This window comes from Roseateles sp. (genome assembly GCF_019237615.1).
In the GTDB taxonomy this organism is placed as follows: Bacteria; Pseudomonadota; Gammaproteobacteria; order Burkholderiales; family Burkholderiaceae_C; genus Pelomonas.
The window spans coordinates 1-16,985 of the sequence record NZ_JAFAGT010000047.1 but is presented as its reverse complement, the minus strand read 5'-3'; the positions used below and the strand labels follow the sequence as shown (position 1 = coordinate 16,985).

Below are 16,985 nucleotides of genomic sequence, written 5' to 3'. Positions count from 1 at the left end.
CTTGGCGTCGCCCGAGGCCCTGAGGTCGGCACTCGATTCGGGCGTATCGAGCACCGCCGGAGATTCGATGGGGTCGCCGGATCCGGGCGACCGCGCCGCGAGGGCAAGGCGTGGGTGCAGCGCCATGCACTGGCGCCGCGCCTAACGACGCGACAAAAGGAATCTAGCCGCAGTCAATGCGCTTGGCGAGGAAAGCCCCGCGGGAAAGGGGGCGACAGAAAGAGTGAAGCAAGCCGATAGGCCGGATTCTGTGCACCGCCCTCCCCTTGCGGGTCGGACGGCGTGACCGCCATTCCTCTGGGCCGGACATCACTGCCCGGCTCGGTGCCACCTACCCGCCAGCTCTGCGAGCCGCATCAACGCTGGCCTACTTGGTGTTGCTGCGCGTAGAGATTGCCCGTTTCACCCGGACTTAACCGGCTCGTCTCTGTTGCTCTGATCCTCGGCTTACGCCGGGCAGCCGTTAGCTGCTACGCCGCTCTGTGCAGTCCGGACCTTCCTCCAGGGCCATGTTTCCATGCTTGCCCCAGCGGCGGTCTGGCTTGCTTCACACTAGCGATTATCTCAGCACCGCCCCAGGGAGCACGAATGAAGGCCGCCAGCATCCTCGACACCATAGGCAACACCCCCCACATCCGCCTGCAACGCCTGTTCGGCGGGGCCCAGATCTGGGTCAAGTCCGAGCGAAGCAACCCGGGCGGCTCCATCAAGGACCGCATCGCGCTGTCCATGATCGAGGACGCCGAGGCGCGGGGCCTGCTCAGGCCCGGCGGCACCATCATCGAGCCGACCTCGGGCAACACCGGCGTGGGCCTGGCGATGGTGGCGGCCGTGAAGGGCTACAAACTCATCCTCGTCATGCCCGACAGCATGAGCATCGAGCGCCGCCGGCTGATGCTGGCCTATGGCGCCACGTTCGACCTGACGCCGCGCGAGAAGGGCATGAAAGGCGCCATCGCGCGCGCCCGCGAGCTGCTGGAGCAGCACCCCGGCTCGTGGATGCCGCAGCAGTTCGAGAACGCAGCCAACCCGGCCATCCACGTGAAGGCAACGGCGCAGGAGATCCTGCGTGACTTCCCCGAAGGCCTGGATGCGCTGATCACCGGCGTCGGCACCGGCGGTCACATCACCGGTTGCGCCCAGGTACTGAAGGCTGCCTGGCCGCGATTGAAGGTCTATGCCGTGGAGCCCAGCGCCTCGCCCGTCATCAGCGGCGGCCAGCCCAGCCCCCATCCCATCCAGGGCATAGGCGCCGGCTTCATCCCGGCCGTGCTGGACACCACGCTGCTGGACGGCGTCATCCAGGTCGAGGCCGAGGCGGCGCGCGAATACGCCCGCCGCTGCGCCCGCGAGGAGGGCCTGCTGGTGGGCATCTCCAGCGGCGCGACGCTGGCAGCCATCGCCCAGAAGCTGCCCGAACTGCCGGCCGGTGCCCGCGTGCTGGGCTTCAACTACGACACTGGCGAGCGCTACCTGTCGGTGGACGGTTTCCTGCCGCAAGGTTGAGCGCTGCGGTGGCTCACTCGCCGCCCGCCTCGTCCCCCTCGAAGCCCTCGTTGTCCTTGCGCGCCTGGCGGGCGAGCTCGGCCTTCAACGGCTTCAGCGATTCGATCAGCGCCTCGGGCGGCCGGGTGCCCGCGATGCGCAGCACCGGCGGCGGCAGGCTGGCCAGGTAGGGCGGACCGAACACATATTGCTGCTCCTGGCGGTTGCCGACCTGCAGGCCCAGGCCCAGCAGGAGCAGCGCCGCGATGCCGCCGTTCAGGATGCGCCGCGTGCCCGGCCAGACGAGCCGGGCATGCCAGGCGATCAGCACCGCTGTGCCGACCGGCGTGGCCAGCGACTCCAGCGCCATCAGGCGCGGCCAGGAGAAAGCGTAGGCGATGGCCGGCAGGGTCCAGTCCAGCCCCTGCAGCACGACGATGACGACCAGGACCCGACGCAGATGCGTCGTGAACGGGAAGCGGTGCCGGAACAGCTGGCTGGCCAGCGACCACAGCCCCGCCCAGGCCAGCACGAAGGCCAGCGGCGCCAGCAGTGGCGAGGCGTAGTCGACCCAGCGCGCGTCGGGGTCGACTGCGCTCCAGCGGTCCACCCATTGGAAGAACAGCATCACCAGCAGCAGCAGCGGCACCAGCGCCCAGTGGCGCGTCTTGTCGACGATGAGCAGATGCTCGGGCGCCAGCGTGTCAGCGCTGGTGCGCAGGCGCAGCGTGCAGCCGGCCAGCTGGAAGGCGCCGCCCATGGGCAGCGGCACGTCGTCGCCGCTGGTCAGCCGCTGCTTGCCGAGATGGCCGCCGTTGCGGCTCTCCAGCAGCTTCAGCCGCACGCCGCCGTCCGGCGCCAGGTGCAGCTCGGCATGCTCGGCGGCGAGGTGGACGTCGTCCAGCACGATATCGCAGGCTGGCGAGCGGCCGATGCGCACCGGCCATTGCGTCACGCGCTGCACCAGGGTGGCACGGCCGTCGCGGCCCAGCAGCTCGACGACGGCCGATCCCGGCGCCACCAGGGCGGGTGCCATCACTTGGCCTTGCTGCTGTTCGTCCACGCGAAGCCCTCCAGGTAATGCGCCGCGAGCTTGAGCGCGTTGTCGAAGCTGACGCCGCGGGCGTCGAAGCGACCCAGGGCGCCCTGCTTGGAGGCGTCCACCGTCGTCACGAGGACGGTGAGGTCATGCAGGCCCTCCAGCTTGCGGTAGGCGCGCAGGCAGACGACCGCGCGCAGCGGGAGCCCGTCGCGGTCGACGAACTGCTCCTTGCAGTAGGGCCCGGTGCGCGACTTGTCGGCCTGCCCCAGACGCTCGTTGCGAAAGCTGCCCGAATACTGGCGCGCGAAGCGCAACGCGCCGAGCTTGGCGCCGTCATAGGCCTCGTGCGACATGTCCAGCCAACCGGTCTGCAAGTTGCCGCTGACGAACAGGGGATGGTCCATGCGGCACTGCGAGCGCTCGAAGTCCAGGCCCTTGGTGTCGGCCGGCGTGCCCCGGCCCCAGCAGCGCATGAAGTCCTGCTTGGGCACCGGCAGGCGGTAGCGGTCGTTGTTGGCACTCTCCCAGGGCTGGGCCAGGAAGCGCGTGACGAGCTCGTCCTGGTAGCGCATCAGCTGGTCGCGCAGCCGGCCCCAGGCCGCCGCGTGGATGGGCTTGGCGGCAAGGCTGCGCTTGACCAGGCTCTCGGCGAACTCGCCCGGCACCAGGAAGCTGACCTGCTGCGCGAACAGCAGCGTCGATACGTTGACGCCGACGACCAGGCCGTCCTCGTCCAGCACGGGGCCGCCGCTCATGCCGGGGTTGATACCACCAGCGTAGTAGATCAGCGGGTCGAAGCTGCGCTCCACCAGGCCGTTGTAGTTGCCCTCGACGACAGCAAAGGCCACGTCGTGCGGGTTGCCCATGGAGTAGATGCGCTCGCCCTTGGCCAGCGGCTGGCTCTGCGGGCGGAACTGCAACGCGCCACGACCCTTCAGTCCTCCACCCTTGCCGTCGTCGACGGCACGCAGCAGCGCGAGGTCGCGGCGGGCATCGAAGTCCAGCAGCTCCAAGGCGCCGCTCTGGCCGTCGGTCGTCGCGTAGCGCAGCCGGTAGCTGTCGGGCTCCAGCGCGAACTGGCTGATGACGTGGTAGTTGGTGACGACATGGCCGTCGTCGCTGACGAGGAAGCCCGAGCCCACCGAGGCCTGGCTGTCCTGGGTCTTGAGCAGCGTGCGGATCTGCAGCAACTGGCCCTTGCTGCGCTCGTACAGCCGGCGCGCGCTGGCGGACACGGTGGGCGGCTGCTGGGCCTGCGGTGGCGCGGCCGTCACGGGCGGCGCCGGCTGCGCGGCCGTCACGGGCGGCGCCGGCTGCGCGGCGGCGACGGCGGCCAGGCCAGCGAGGGCCAGACCTAACAGCGGCTTCAAACAGGATCTCATCAACAAGCGAAACCTCCCTGGGCGGGCGACGATGCTAGCCGTTTTGGGCGAAAAACCCGGTCGTCAGCATAGAACTCGCGTGACGCATTCGCAGCCCACCAGCCGGGGATGCCCAGCACGGGCAGGGGCGGCATATCGGCCGGGCAGAGGGTGGCAGGCAGCCGCGGTGCCTCGACGTCGGCCACGAGGAGGACGCGGGCGCACAACGCCGGGCGCGGTGCAAGCAATTTCTCAAGCAGCGCATGGCCCACGACGAGAGCGCGGGCCTGCTGCCACAGCGCGCGCCGCGTGACGAAGAGGGCCGTCCAGTCCTGCTCGCGCAAGGCCTGCTGCAGCTCCGGTGGCGCTGCGAGCAGCATGCCACTCTCGTCCAGCAGCGTCAGCGCATCGCGCATGGGGCCGCGGCGCCCGGGCGGGGCCGGCGGCGCGGCGACATGTGCGCGGTTCAGCGCCGCCTTGAGGACCGGGCAGCGCAGCCAGACCAGGCCGTTGAAGAGGTCGTGTGCGTTGTCGCGTGTCGGCACGCGGCCGGTGGCGGCGATGTGCTGCTCGTAGCCGGTTGCCCGCGGCCGGTCCGGCTCGAAGCGCTCATGGTCCAGGGCCCGGTGCACCGGCTGGCCCGCCGCCAGCCGCGCCAGTACCGGCCCAGCCACGTCGCGGTAGGGCGCGAACCAGGGCCGCGCCCAGTCGGGTGCCATCATCCGTGGCCGAAGCGGACCTGGTTGGGGTTCTTGTCCGGCTGCAACTGGAAGGCCTGCGGGTGCTTGCGGAACAGCTTGGTCGACGGTGCCGTCTTGGCCAGCAGCCCGGCCTCCTTCAATGCCTTGGCGGCGGCGCCAAGGTCGTGCCATTGGCCGTCCGCCAGCTTGGGCAGCAGCGCCAGGACGGCGTTGATCTCCTTCGCCGCGGCGACGTTGGCGTCGACAGGCGCGGGCGCCGGCTTGGGCGCGGCCACCGCCTTCGGGGCGGGCTTCGGCGCGGGCTTGGGCGCCGGTGCAGGTACCGGTGCAGGTACCGGTGCAGGTACCGGTGCGGGCACCGGGGCTGGCACCGGTGCCGACACCGGGGCGGGCATTGGGGTGGCGGCCTTGGCCGGCGCAGCCTTCTCGGCCTTCTTCTCAGCCCTCCTCGCGGCCGGCTTGGGTGCGGCGGCCTTCTTGGCCGGCTCGCGTTTGGCCGCCGGCCTCGGACTGCCATGGGCCAGTTCGTTGAACTGGTCGTAGATCTGGATGACGCCGTCGCCGGTCTTGCCGTACTGGCCGAAGCCGCGCAGCCAGGCGCCCTTCTCGCGCAGGCGCAGCACCAGCGGCGCGAAGTCGCTGTCGGACGACACCAGCACGATGACGTCGGGCTTCTCGGTGATGGCCAGGTCCATCGCGTCGGCGGCCAGCGCGATATCCGTCGAGTTCTTGCCGATGGCGAGATTGACGATGGCGCGCAGGCCCAGGCGCTTCAGGAAGCCTTGCTCGCGCAGCGCCTGCTCGGCATTGCAGTAGGCGCGGCGGATGTGGGCAGCGCCGTAGTCCTTGAACACCATGTTCAGGGCCTGCTCGATGACGTCGGTGGCGACGTTGTCGAAGTCGACGAGGAAGGCGACTTTCTTGTTGTCGTTCATGCGATCAGTTTCCAGTTCAGGGTGTCGCCGCCGCGCAGCGGCTTGAGTTGCGCCTCGCCGAAGGGCACGGCCTCGGGCAGCGACCAGGGCTCGCGCCTGAGCGTGACGGTACCGTTGTTGCGCGGCAAGCCGTAGAAGTCGGGGCCGTTGTGACCGGCAAAGGCGTCCAGCTTGTCAAGCGCGCCGATCGCCTCGAAGGCCTCGGCGTACAGCTCCAGCGCCGAGATGGCCGTGAAGCAGCCGGCGCCGCAGACCGAGTTCTCCTTCATCACCGCCGCATGAGGCGCGCTGTCGGTGCCGAGGAAGAACTTGGGCGAGCCCGAGGCCGCGGCCTGCAGCAGCGCCTGGCGGTGCTCCTCGCGCTTGAGCACGGGCAGGCAGTAGTAATGCGGGCGCAAGCCGCCGGTGAAGATGGCGTTGCGGTTGTAGAGCAGGTGCTGCGGCGTGATGGTGGCGGCCGTGAAGCGGTCGGCCGCGGTCACATACTGCGCGGCTTCCTTGGTCGTGATGTGCTCGAAGACGACCTTGAGCTCGGGCATGGCCGCGCGCAGCGGCTGCATGACGCGCTCGACGAACACGGCCTCGCGGTCGAAGACGTCGATGTCGCCGTCGGTCACCTCGCCATGCACCAGCAGCAGCAGGCCTTCGCGCTGCATCGTTTCCAGCGTCCGGTAGGTCTTGCGAAGGTCGGTCACGCCGGCGTCGCTGTTGGTCGTGGCGCCCGCAGGGTAGAGCTTGAGCGCGACGACGCCTGCGTCCTTGGCGCGCTTGATCTCGTCGACGGGCGTGTTGTCCGTCAAGTAGAGAGTCATCAGCGGCTGGAAGTCGCTTCCTTCCGGCAGCGCAGCCAGGATGCGCTCGCGGTAGGCCACGGCCTGCGCGGCGGTGGTCACCGGCGGGCGCAGGTTGGGCATGACGATGGCGCGCGCGAACTGCTGCGCCGTGTAGGGCAGCACGCTGGCCAGCGCCGCCCCGTCGCGCAGGTGCAGATGCCAGTCGTCCGGCCGGGTGAGGGTGAGCGTGTCAGTCATGGACCGGATTGTCGTCGGCCAGATGCGCGGCAAGCAGCACGGTCAGCCAGTCCATGAAGACGCGCACGCGCCGCGGCGTGTGGCGGCGCTGGCTCACGACCAGCTGCACCGGCAGTGGCGCAGGCTCATGGCCCGGCAGCACGCGCACGAGGCGCCCGTCCGCCACGGCCGAGCGCAGGCCCACGCGGGGTGCCTGCGCAATGCCCATGCCGGCCAGCGCAGCGATCTCGTAGGCATCGGTGTGGTTGACGGTGACGCGCGCCGGCAGCTGCAGGCTGTGCGCGCGGCCCTCGGCATCCACCCAGTCGAAGCGCGGGCGGCGGTCCGCCCAGGTCTGGCTGTAGTGGACCAGTTCATGGCCTTGCGCCAGCAGGTCCGCGGGCGTGGCGGGCGTGCCGCGCACGGCGAGGTAGGCCGGGCTGGCGACATTCATCATGTGCAGCCGCCCCACGGGCCTGGCGACAAGCATGGGGTCGTGCACGGCACCCACGCGCAGCACGCAGTCGAAGCCCTCCTCCACCAGATCCACGCGCCGGTCCGTGCAGCTCAGCTCCACCTGCAGGCCCGGATGCGCCGCCAGGAAGGCGGGCAGGGCCGGAAGCACGAGGTCCAGCGCCAGGCGCACAGGCAGGTCCGCACGCAGCCGGCCACCGAGCTGCCGGTCCTGCTTGAACAGCGCCTCGATCTCTCCGGCGTCGGCGAGCAGGCTGCGGGCGCGCTTGGCCAGCAGCTCGCCGTCCGAGGTCAGGCTGACACGCCGCGTGGTGCGCTGGAACAACCGTGTGCCCAACCGCGCCTCCAGCTCGCGCACGACCTGGCTGACCCGCCCCTTGGGCAGCCCCAGTTCTTCGGCAGCACGGCTGAAGTGGGCCAGTTCGGCCACCTGCAGGAAAACGCGCAGCGCGGCCAGATCGAGATTGGTCGACATTCAGAACACAGTCATTTCGTCTGAGTCGACTTTATCCATGTCGATGAGAACAATAAATTGAGCACCGTCCCACTCACACCTTTGACGGAGCCCACCATGACGTCCACACCCCACCCCATTACCCTGATCACCGGCGGTAGCCGTGGCCTGGGTGCCCAGATGGCGCTGGCCCTGGCCCACGACGGTCACGACCTCGTGCTGACCTACCGCGAGGCCGCCGCCGCGGCGGACGGCGTCGTCGCGCAGATCCGGGCGCAGGGCCGCCGCGCACTGGCGCTGCCGCTGGATGTGGCCGACGCGGCCAGCTTCCCGGCCTTTGCCGACAAGGTGCGCGAAAGCCTCTCGTCCTGGGGCGCCAGCCACCTGGCCGGCCTCATCAACAACGCCGGCACGGGCGTGCACGTGAGCTTCGAGGAGACGACGCCCGAACAGCTCGGGATGCTGTTCGACATCCACCTGAAGGGTCCGTTCTTCCTGACCCAGGCGCTGCTGCCGCTGCTGGTCGGCGGCGAGGCGGGCGGTGCCCGCATCCTGAACATCTCCAGCGGCCTGGCACGCTTCACGATCCCTGGCTATGGGGCCTATGCGGCTATGAAGGGCGCCATCGAGGTGCTGACGCGCTATCAGGCCAAGGAGCTCGCGGCGCGCGGCATCCGCGTCAACACGCTGGCGCCAGGCGCCATCGCGACGGATTTCGACGGTGGCGCGGTGAGAGACAGCGCGGAGCTGAACCGCTTCATCGCGTCGGTCACGGCGCTGGGTCGTGTCGGCGCGGCGGAAGACATCGGCGGCGCGGCGGCCACGCTGATGCGGCCTGGCGCGGGCTGGATCACCGGCCAGCGCGTGGAGGCGTCGGGCGGCATGTTCCTCTGATCGAAAACGGCCCGGTTGCCGGGCCGCGCGCCGGCCCGCTCCCAGGGCGGCCCGCGTTGGCGATGCGTGCGGCTCGATCCCGCAAGCATCGCCGCCACTTGGGGACCGGCCGGGGCCCGCCCTGGCCAAAGGGTTTCAGTGCTGCAGGATCTTGGCGAGGAAGTCCTTGGCGCGCGGCGAGCGCTCCTCGGGCTTGCCGAAGAAGTCGGCACTGGAGCAGTCCTCGATGATCTTGCCGGCGTCCATGAAGATGACGCGGTTGCTGACGCGCTTGGCAAAGCCCATCTCGTGCGTCACGCACATCATGGTCATGCCCTCGTTGGCAAGCTGCACCATCACGTCCAGCACCTCGCCGACCATCTCGGGGTCCAGCGCCGACGTCGGTTCGTCGAACAGCATGACGATGGGGTCCATCGACAGCGCACGCGCGATGGCAACGCGCTGCTGCTGGCCACCGGAGAGCTGGCCGGGGAACTTGTCCTTGTGCGCGGACAGGCCCACGCGCTCCAGCATCTTCAGGCCGCGGGTCTTCGCGTCTTCGGGCGAACGGCCAAGCACCTTGATCTGGGCGATGGTCAGGTTCTCCGTCACCGACAGGTGGGGGAACAGCTCGAAGTGCTGGAACACCATGCCCACGCGCGAGCGCAGCTTGGGCAGGTTGGTCTTGGGGTCGGCGATGGAGACGCCGTCGACGACGATGTCGCCCTTCTGGAAGGGCTCCAGCGCGTTGACCGTCTTGATCAGCGTCGACTTGCCCGAGCCCGAGGGCCCGCAGACGACGACGACCTCGCCCTTGCGGATGGACGTCGTGCAGTCGGTCAGCACCTGGAAGCTGCCATACCACTTGGAGATGTTCTTGATGTCGATCATGGTGGCAACCCCACTCAACGGATGATGGCGATCTTCTTCTGCAGGCGCCGCACGAGTTGCGACAGGCCGAAGCAGATGACGAAGTAGACGATGGCGGCGACGAGATAGGTCTCGACCGGGCGGTTGAAGTTCTTGCCCGCGACCTCGAAGCCCTTCAGCAGGTCGTACTCGCCGACCGCGTAGACCAGCGACGTGTCCTGGAACAGGATGATCGTCTGCGTCAGCAGCACCGGCAGCATGTTGCGGAAGGCCTGCGGCAGTACGACGAGCTTCATCGTCTGGCCGTAGCTCATGCCCATCGCATAGCCTGCGTTGACCTGACCGCGCGACACTGACTGGATGCCGGCCCGCATGATCTCCGAGTAGTAGGTGGCCTCGAACAGCGTGAAGGTGATGAAGGCCGACATCTGCCCACCCAGAGGCCCAAGCAGCTTGGGGATGAGCAGGAAGAACCACAGGATCACCATCACCAGCGGGATGGAGCGCAGCGTGTCGACGTAGAAGGCCGCCGGCGCCGACAGCCAGCGATGGCTGGACAGCCGCATCATCGCCAGCAGCGTGCCTAGGATGATGCCGCCGATCATCGCGACCAGCGTCAGCTGGATGGAGAACCAGAAGCCTTTGGCGATGAAGCTCTGGATGACGGTCCAGTTCAGGAAGGAGTAGTCGAGGTTCAGCATCACTTCGCTCCCACCGTGCCGGGGATGCGCACACGCGCCTCGATGAACTTGGCGACACGGTTGATCGCGAAGGCAGAGACGAAATAGAGCAGCGTCACGGGGATGAAGATTTCCTCGAAATGTGAGGTCTCTTCAGAGGCCTGCTGAGCGAACTGCGCCAGCTCGGGAATGCTGACCGCGAAAGCCACGGCCGAGTTCTTGACGATGTTCATGCTCTCGCTCGTCAGCGGCGGGATGACGATGCGAAATGCCATCGGCAGCAGCACGAAGCGGTAGGTCTGCGGCAGCGTCATGCCCATCGCCTGGCCGGCGTAGCGCTGGCCGCGGGGCAAGGTCTGGATACCGGCCTTGACCTGCTCGCCGATGCGCGCGCTGGTGAAGAAGCCCAACGCGAAGACGACCAGCACCGACGATGACACGGCCTCGCGCAGCACCGGAAACAGCGACGGCAGCACGTGGTACCAGAGGAAAACCTGCACCAGCAGCGGGATGTTCCGGAACAGCTCCGTCCACGCCTCGCCGAAGCGAGCCAGCCATTTGTTCGGCGCCGTGCGGATGATGCCGATCAGCGAGCCGACAACCAGCGCCAGCAGCAGCGCCAGCAGCGAGACGGTCAGCGTCCAGCCCCAGGCGTGCAGCATCCACTGCAGATAGGTCTGCTCCTTGCCGCCCGGCCCGAAGCAGCCGGCGACCGCCTCCCCGGTGGCGGTGTCGTTGCAGTAGAACTGCCAATCCCAGCTCATGGCCCTCTCCTCAAGCCTTGCATCTAAAGCAAAGCGGGTGCCAGGCACCCGCTTTGCGGTCGTTCAGGTCAATGCGCGAATCACTTCTTCGCGTAGTCTTCCATCGGCTTGTCGTTGGGGTTGGCCCAGGCCTCCTTGGTGGCGACGGACAGCGGCAGGCCGATCCGGGTGTTGGTCGGCGGGATGGGCTGCAGGAACCACTTGTCGTAGATCTTGGCCATTTCACCCGACTTCATCATGCCCTTGATGCTGTCGTCCACGGCCTTCTTGAAGGCCGGGTCGTCCTTGCGCATCATGATGGCGATGGGCTCGACGGACAGCACCTCGCCGACGATCTTGAAGTCGGCCGGGTTCTTGGACGTGGCGATGTTCTTGGCCAGGATGGAGCCGTCCATCACGAATGCATCGGCGCGGCCGGAGTCCAGAAGCAGGAAGCTGTCGGCGTGGTCCTTGCCGAACACTTCCTTGAAGTCCACGCCCGTGGCGCGCTCATGCTTGCGCAGCGTCTGCACCGAGGTGGTGCCAGTGGTCGTCGCGATGGTCTTGCCGTTGAGCTGGTGGATCGAGTTGATGCCGGAGTTCGCCTTCACGGCGATGCGCACTTCCTCGACATAGGTCGTCACGGCAAAGGCCACATCCTTCTGGCGGGCCACGTTGTTGGTGGTGGAGCCGCACTCCAGGTCCACCGTGCCGTTGACCGTCAGCGGGATGCGGTTGGCCGACGTGACCGGCTGGTACTTGACGTCGATCTTGCTGCCCAACTGCTTGCGCAGGTCGGCGATGACGCGCTCGCAGACATCGATGTGGTAGCCGACGTACTTGCCGTCACCGATGGTGTAGGACAGGCCCGAGGACTCACGCACACCCATCGTGATGGTGCCGCTGTCCTTGATCTTCTTCAGCGTGTCCTCAGCATACGCGGCGGAAACGGCGGCCAGCAGGGCGGCGACGAGCAAAGCTTTCTTCATGGAGACTCCAGCGACAGGAAGTGGATATCGATAACGGAGATAACAAACAGGCGTGAGCAGACCACGCCATACATGCGGCCCGAATACGGGTTTACGCGTGACATGCACATGCGGGATGAGGTCATGCCGCCGACGCAAGATAGTCCCACAGCGCTTGCGCCGCCGGCTTCTGGCGACGCGACAGCTCGGACCGCTCGCGGTAGATGCGCAATTCCATGCTGACGCTGAAGGTTCCCGGCGCCGCGGCCGGCACGAGGCGGCCGCTGGCCAGTTCCTTCTGCACCGAGCTGGCCGGCAGGAAGGCAAAGCCATGCCCCTCCAGCGCCATCGCCTTCAGGCCTTCGGCCATGTCGGTCTCGTAGATGGCGTCCAGGTTCAGCGCGCAGTCGGCCTCCTTGACGATGAGCTCGACCAACCGGCCCAGGTAGGCACCGGCGGCGTAGCTCAGGAACGGGATCTTCTGTCCCGGTCGGCCCGGCAGGCGGAACATCGGCTCGCCCTGCGCGTCGGCCTTCGCATAGGGCGATAGCGTCTCGTGGCCCAGCGACACCATCTGATAGCGCTCGGGGTCCAGCTGCAGCGGCTGGCTGGCGTGGTGGTAGACCAGCAGCAGGTCGCAGTTGCCCTCGCTCAGCTGCAGCATCGCGTCATGGACATTGGCCGCGTTGAGCCGGCACTTGATCGCGCCAAAGCCGCGGCGCAGGCCCATCAGCCAATGCGGGAAGAACGAGAAGGCCAGCGAATGCGGCACGGCGAACTCGATCATGTCCTGGTCCGCCGCCTGGTGGCTGCGCAGCATGTTGCGCGTTGCCTGCAGATTGCCCAGCAGCTCGACCGACTGGGCCAGCAAGGTGGTGCCCGCAGCCGTCAGTCGCGTCGGATAGGAGGAGCGGTCGACCAGATCGACGCCGGCCCAGGCCTCCAGCGCCTGGATGCGGCGCGAGAACGCCGGCTGGGTCACGTGGCGGAGCTGGGCGGAGCGGGAAAAGCTGCGCGTCTCGGCCAGGCTGACGAAGTCTTCAAGCCATTTGGTTTCCACCCACGGCAGTGTAGCCAAGGCCTTCGCCCCACCCTCCGAGCACCGCTTGAGCTCCGGGATTTCCCGCAGCAGCCCCCCCCCTCAAGCGCGGCCCAGGCTCCGTGCTGACCCCCCAACTGCAGGGGGCCGGGGCGGCCCACTTTGAGGCAGCTTGTTTACATTCGCCCACAAACTCAACTCGAACACCCTGGACGGAGAACGTCATGCGCACGATGAGCAAACTTCTGGCCCTTGCCCTGACAGCCACCCTGCAATCGGCCATGGCCGGCACGGTCTTCCTGGATTTCGAGGACCTGACGACCACCGCTCCGCTGGCCGGCAGCTATCACGGGGTCAACATCAGCGGCGCCGCCTGGGGCGCCACCTCGGAGGCCTGCACCTACGGCCCCAGCCACGATCCCGGCGACATCAGCTTCATCCGGACCGGCAGCTGCGGGGCTCTCTTGCTCGCCCAGGACCCGACCAGGCCCAGCACCAACAACCCCAAGTCGCTGACGCTGAGCATTGCCGGCGGCTTCATCGACTCGCTGTCCTTCGTCTATTCCGGCCGGGTCACCATCCCCAACCTGGCCGTCCACGTCTTCGATGACCTCGGCAAGGAGCTGGGCCTCGGCCTGACCGGCCTGACCGCCGCCGGCTGCAGTGGCTTCGCCTTCTGCAACTGGTCGGAAACGGTGACGCTGAACTTCACCGGAGTGGCCCACTCCGTCGTGTTCAGTGCCGACGACCAGGCCATCCTGCTCGACGACCTGCGCTTCACGACGCCCGCTGTCAACCCGGGCCAGTTGCCCGAGCCCGGCAGCGTCGCTCTGGCCATGAGCGCGCTGGGCGCGCTGGGCTGGGCGCGCAGGCGCACCCGGCGCTGAGGCCGGCCCGCCAAAAGAAGACCGCTGCGGCGGTCTTCTTTGTTTCCTGTCCCTCACTCAGGTGTCGAATGCCGGGCAGCACTGAATCGATCGCCCGGGGGAGATCTGGAAACTCGTCAAACAACATCGATGCGCTTCGTCGCCCATGCCTGAACCTTTCGGGGCAGCCACCGGCAAACTTTGAACGGAAAGCTGCTGGTCAATTGCCTAGCCGCCACATCCGGCGCTAGCCGGAGTTTCGACCCGCATAGGAGCACCGGGACTCGCGAAGAGCACGGCACAGCCCTTCGTGTCGTGTCGTGTCGTGTCGTGTCGTGTCGTGTCGTGTCGTGTCGTGTCGTGTCGTGTCGTGCTGCCGATGGCGGGCGCCAGAGGCACTGCTTCCGCAGCTTCATGCTCCGCAGGCCGCAGAGGCGGACCCGAACGAGCCTCCGATGCGTGGGCCCTGCGCTTGATAAGTTGCGACTTGATCAGTTAAGTGGCAACTTAATGGCGGGTCGCAACTTTACTGATGATGGGCTGGTCTCGCTGCATTGGGAAAACCCGGCGGGGCCAGACGTCCTGGCCGAAGTCCGCCGCACAAGCACCGCGCGAGACGTCCGCGAGGGCCTGCTGGCGCTCGCCTATGCGGTCGACAGCGCCGCTCGACCGGCAACCGGCCTATGCGTGATCGTGGACAGCCGCCTGTCCACCGCTCGCCTGGAAGCCGGGCTGAGCCGCTTCCGTTCCGTTGTGCGCCCCGAGATCGCCCATCGCATTCACCTGGTCGCGGCCAAGACCGGCCAGGTCCTCCACTTGAACGGCGAAGCACCCGAGTTCCCGCAACCGTTCCTGCGCGCGCTCTACGGGGCCGTGCAGGACGAAGGCATGGGCAACGCTTCCACCCGCGTCACTCGCCAGCAAGTCAAGGCCGTCCTAGTCGAGCAATCTCTCTGCGGCTTGCCGCCGATGACGCTCGCGGACCTGCGCCGGCAGACGGGCGCCAGCTACCAGACAGCCTCGGCCGCGCTGACCGAGTTGCTCCAGCTCAACGTCGTCTCCGACGAGCGCGACGGTCCGATCAAGCTGTGGCTGCAGCCGAAGGTGCTGCTCAAGCTGGCCGACGAGCACGGCGCTGCCGGCAAGGAGCTTCGCTACGCTGCCCCATCGGGTCTCGCACGAATGCCCGGCGCCATGGCCAACCGCCTCCTTTCTCTGCGAAGCAAGGGCGTGGCGGAGAAGGTAGCCATCTCCGGGGTTCTGGGTGCGTCGCGCTTGTTCCCCGACCTGAACATCACGGCTTCGCCGCCGCTGGACTTGAGCGTCTACGACGGTGACCTTCGGTTCGTGTCCAAGCTGGATGCGGGCCTGGTGGATGCAGGCACCGCCAAGCGCAAGCCTTCGCTCGTGCTGCATCTGCGGCGCGACTGCCGGTCGCCAGAGAGCATCGTGCGCGAGCCCGAGTTGGCCGCGCGGCTGGACTGCCTGGCCGACCTGGAACTCCTCGGCTTCCAGGCGGAGGCCGAGGAGTTCGCGTACGAGTTGTGTGAAGCCGCAAGGAAGGCGCCATGAACCTAGAAGCAGCGCTCTCTCCAGCGGAGATCCTGGCCCAGGTCGCCCAGGCGCCTCCGGCCGATGTTCGGGCCAACGTCATCATCATCGGCAGCCTCGCGGCCGGCTACCACTTCTTCGCCGGCGATCGCGCCCGCGCGATCCGCACGAAGGACGTGGACGGCTTGAATCGCAACACGCCGTCCCTATAATGCCTGACTGCTAGCACTCAACACACATGAGTGCTAACGAAATCGGATCGACTGGCCCGCCGGCAGGTCCCGTTTTTCGCGAGCCACGGCCTGTGCAGGCCGTGGCCGCTTCAGCACCTACCCTTCTGAAGGAGATCCCATGAAGCTGCGCCCCCTGCACGATCGCGTGATCGTTCGCCGTCTGGAGCAAGAAACCAAGACCGCCTCGGGCATCGTCATTCCCGACAACGCCGCCGAGAAGCCCGACCAGGGTGAAGTCCTGGCCGTCGGCCCGGGCAAGCGCAACGACAAGGGCGAGTTCGTGGCCCTGAACGTCACCGTCGGCGACCGCGTGCTGTTCGGCAAGTACTCCGGCCAGGCCGTCAAGGTCGACGGCGAGGAACTGCTGGTCATGCGCGAAGAGGACCTCTTCGCCGTCGTGCAAAAGTAATTTCACGGGGATGGGCCATCACGCAGTGATGCCCCACCCTCGCTGATCAAGCGTCGACAAGTCGACTCTGACCCCAATTCAAGTATTCGGAGAATCCAAATGGCAGCAAAAGACGTGATCTTTGGCGGCGAAGCCCGTGCCCGTATGGTCGAGGGCGTCAACATCCTGGCCAATGCGGTCAAGGTGACCCTGGGCCCCAAGGGCCGCAATGTGGTGCTGGAGCGCTCGTTCGGCGCCCCCACCGTGACCAAGGACGGCGTGTCCGTGGCCAAGGAAATCGAGCTCAAGGACAAGCTCCAGAACATGGGCGCCCAGATGGTCAAGGAAGTCGCTTCCAAGACCAGCGACAACGCGGGTGACGGCACCACCACCGCCACCGTGCTGGCCCAGGCCATCGTGCGCGAGGGCATGAAGTACGTGGCCGCCGGCATGAACCCGATGGACCTGAAGCGCGGCATCGACAAGGCGGTCGCCGCCCTGGTCGAGCAGCTGAAGAAGGCCTCCAAGGCCACCACCACCTCCAAGGAAATCGCCCAGGTCGGCACCATCTCGGCCAACAGCGATGACTCGATCGGCGAGATCATCGCCTCGGCCATGGACAAGGTCGGCAAGGAAGGCGTCATCACCGTCGAAGACGGCAAGAGCCTGGCCAACGAACTCGACGTCGTCGAGGGCATGCAGTTCGACCGCGGCTACCTGTCGCCGTACTTCATCAACAACCCCGAGAAGCAAGTCGCGCTGCTGGACAACCCCTTCGTCCTGCTGTTCGACAAGAAGATCTCCAACATCCGCGACCTGCTGCCGACGCTCGAAGCCGTCGCCAAGGCCGGCCGTCCGCTGCTGATCATCGCTGAAGACGTCGACGGCGAAGCGCTGGCCACGCTGGTGGTCAACACCATCCGCGGCATCCTGAAGGTCGTCGCCGTCAAGGCCCCTGGCTTCGGCGACCGCCGCAAGGCCATGCTGGAAGACATCGCCATCCTGACGGGCGGCAAGGTCATCGCTGAAGAAGTCGGCCTGACGCTGGAAAAGGTCACCCTGGCCGACCTGGGCCAGGCCAAGCGCGTCCAAGTGGGCAAGGAAAACACCACCATCATCGACGGCTCGGGCGCCGCAGCCGACATCGAGGCACGCGTCAAGCAAGTGCGCATCCAGATCGAGGAAGCCACCTCCGACTACGACCGCGAGAAGCTGCAAGAGCGCGTGGCCAAGCTGGCCGGCGGCGTGGCCGTGATCAAGGTCGGCGCAGCCACCGAAGTCGAAATGAAGGAAAAGAAGGCCCGCGTTGAAG

18 protein-coding genes and 1 other RNA gene are annotated in these 16,985 nt (G+C 67.4%); 7 read left to right on the top strand and 12 right to left on the bottom strand.

Annotated features, from left to right (window positions below; all coding sequences use genetic code 11):
- Positions 1-221 precede the first annotated feature (221 nt).
- Positions 222-549: RNase P RNA component class A (rnpB, locus tag JOY88_RS08385), an RNA gene on the bottom strand.
- A gap of 39 nt (positions 550-588) precedes the next feature.
- Between rnpB and cysK the strand changes: the two genes are divergently transcribed.
- Positions 589-1,506 carry a cysteine synthase A gene (cysK, locus tag JOY88_RS08380; RefSeq protein ID WP_293501808.1) on the top strand — a complete coding sequence of 306 codons (918 nt, stop codon included), beginning with the start codon at positions 589-591 and terminating at the stop codon, positions 1,504-1,506.
- A gap of 13 nt (positions 1,507-1,519) precedes the next feature.
- On the opposite strand, the gene JOY88_RS08375 is transcribed toward cysK, so the two are convergent.
- The 6 genes from JOY88_RS08375 to JOY88_RS08350 are packed head-to-tail and all read right to left on the bottom strand — an operon-like array spanning position 1,520 to position 7,483.
- Positions 1,520-2,548: an FHA domain-containing protein gene (locus tag JOY88_RS08375; RefSeq protein WP_293501807.1), complete on the bottom strand. Its 1,029-nt coding sequence runs from the start codon at positions 2,546-2,548 to the stop codon at positions 1,520-1,522.
- Positions 2,521-3,909 carry a S1 family peptidase gene (locus JOY88_RS08370; RefSeq protein WP_293501806.1) on the bottom strand — a complete coding sequence of 463 codons (1,389 nt, stop codon included), beginning with the start codon at positions 3,907-3,909 and terminating at the stop codon, positions 2,521-2,523. Before JOY88_RS08370 ends, JOY88_RS08375 begins: the two co-directional genes overlap by 28 nt.
- Positions 3,909-4,610, bottom strand: coding sequence for a DUF3025 domain-containing protein (locus JOY88_RS08365; RefSeq protein ID WP_293501805.1), 702 nt, complete (start codon positions 4,608-4,610; stop codon positions 3,909-3,911). Before JOY88_RS08365 ends, JOY88_RS08370 begins: the two co-directional genes overlap by 1 nt.
- Positions 4,607-5,524, bottom strand: a complete 918-nt coding sequence (locus JOY88_RS08360) for an NYN domain-containing protein (RefSeq protein WP_293501804.1) — start codon at positions 5,522-5,524, stop codon at positions 4,607-4,609. Before JOY88_RS08360 ends, JOY88_RS08365 begins: the two co-directional genes overlap by 4 nt.
- Positions 5,521-6,555, bottom strand: coding sequence for a dihydroorotase (gene pyrC, locus JOY88_RS08355; RefSeq protein WP_293501803.1), 1,035 nt, complete (start codon positions 6,553-6,555; stop codon positions 5,521-5,523). Before pyrC ends, JOY88_RS08360 begins: the two co-directional genes overlap by 4 nt.
- Positions 6,548-7,483, bottom strand: a complete 936-nt coding sequence (locus tag JOY88_RS08350) for a LysR family transcriptional regulator (RefSeq protein WP_293501802.1) — start codon at positions 7,481-7,483, stop codon at positions 6,548-6,550. The genes pyrC and JOY88_RS08350 overlap by 8 nt, the downstream gene beginning before the upstream one ends.
- A gap of 96 nt (positions 7,484-7,579) precedes the next feature.
- Between JOY88_RS08350 and JOY88_RS08345 the strand changes: the two genes are divergently transcribed.
- Positions 7,580-8,356, top strand: coding sequence for an SDR family NAD(P)-dependent oxidoreductase (locus JOY88_RS08345; RefSeq protein ID WP_293501801.1), 777 nt, complete (start codon positions 7,580-7,582; stop codon positions 8,354-8,356).
- Between the two features lie 135 nt (positions 8,357-8,491).
- On the opposite strand, the gene JOY88_RS08340 is transcribed toward JOY88_RS08345, so the two are convergent.
- The 5 genes from JOY88_RS08340 to JOY88_RS08320 form a co-directional block, all read right to left on the bottom strand.
- Positions 8,492-9,226 (bottom strand): amino acid ABC transporter ATP-binding protein, encoded by a 735-nt coding sequence (locus JOY88_RS08340; protein ID WP_293501800.1) that lies wholly within the window; start codon positions 9,224-9,226, stop codon positions 8,492-8,494.
- A 14-nt stretch (positions 9,227-9,240) separates the two neighbouring features.
- Positions 9,241-9,906, bottom strand: coding sequence for an amino acid ABC transporter permease (locus JOY88_RS08335; RefSeq protein WP_293501799.1), 666 nt, complete (start codon positions 9,904-9,906; stop codon positions 9,241-9,243).
- Positions 9,906-10,649, bottom strand: a complete 744-nt coding sequence (locus JOY88_RS08330) for an amino acid ABC transporter permease (protein ID WP_293501798.1) — start codon at positions 10,647-10,649, stop codon at positions 9,906-9,908. The genes JOY88_RS08335 and JOY88_RS08330 overlap by 1 nt, the downstream gene beginning before the upstream one ends.
- An 80-nt stretch (positions 10,650-10,729) precedes the next feature.
- Positions 10,730-11,617, bottom strand: coding sequence for an amino acid ABC transporter substrate-binding protein (locus JOY88_RS08325; protein WP_293501797.1), 888 nt, complete (start codon positions 11,615-11,617; stop codon positions 10,730-10,732).
- 121 nt (positions 11,618-11,738) lie between these two features.
- Positions 11,739-12,656: a LysR substrate-binding domain-containing protein gene (locus JOY88_RS08320; protein WP_293501796.1), complete on the bottom strand. Its 918-nt coding sequence runs from the start codon at positions 12,654-12,656 to the stop codon at positions 11,739-11,741.
- 203 nt (positions 12,657-12,859) lie between these two features.
- Here JOY88_RS08320 and JOY88_RS08315 point away from each other — a divergent pair, with 203 nt between their 5' ends.
- The 5 genes from JOY88_RS08315 to groL all read left to right on the top strand — a co-directional run.
- On the top strand, positions 12,860-13,522 hold the full coding sequence (locus JOY88_RS08315) for a PEP-CTERM sorting domain-containing protein (RefSeq protein WP_293501795.1): 663 nt from the start codon (positions 12,860-12,862) through the stop codon (positions 13,520-13,522).
- Between the two features lie 489 nt (positions 13,523-14,011).
- Positions 14,012-15,073: a hypothetical protein gene (locus tag JOY88_RS08310; protein ID WP_293501794.1), complete on the top strand. Its 1,062-nt coding sequence runs from the start codon at positions 14,012-14,014 to the stop codon at positions 15,071-15,073.
- Positions 15,070-15,264 (top strand): hypothetical protein, encoded by a 195-nt coding sequence (locus JOY88_RS08305; protein WP_293501793.1) that lies wholly within the window; start codon positions 15,070-15,072, stop codon positions 15,262-15,264. Before JOY88_RS08310 ends, JOY88_RS08305 begins: the two co-directional genes overlap by 4 nt.
- A gap of 139 nt (positions 15,265-15,403) precedes the next feature.
- Positions 15,404-15,694, top strand: a complete 291-nt coding sequence (gene groES / locus JOY88_RS08300; RefSeq protein WP_293501792.1) for a co-chaperone GroES — start codon at positions 15,404-15,406, stop codon at positions 15,692-15,694.
- A 99-nt stretch (positions 15,695-15,793) separates the two neighbouring features.
- Positions 15,794-16,985: chaperonin GroEL (groL, locus tag JOY88_RS08295; protein WP_293501791.1), on the top strand; the 1,192-nt coding region annotated here is incomplete at its 3' end.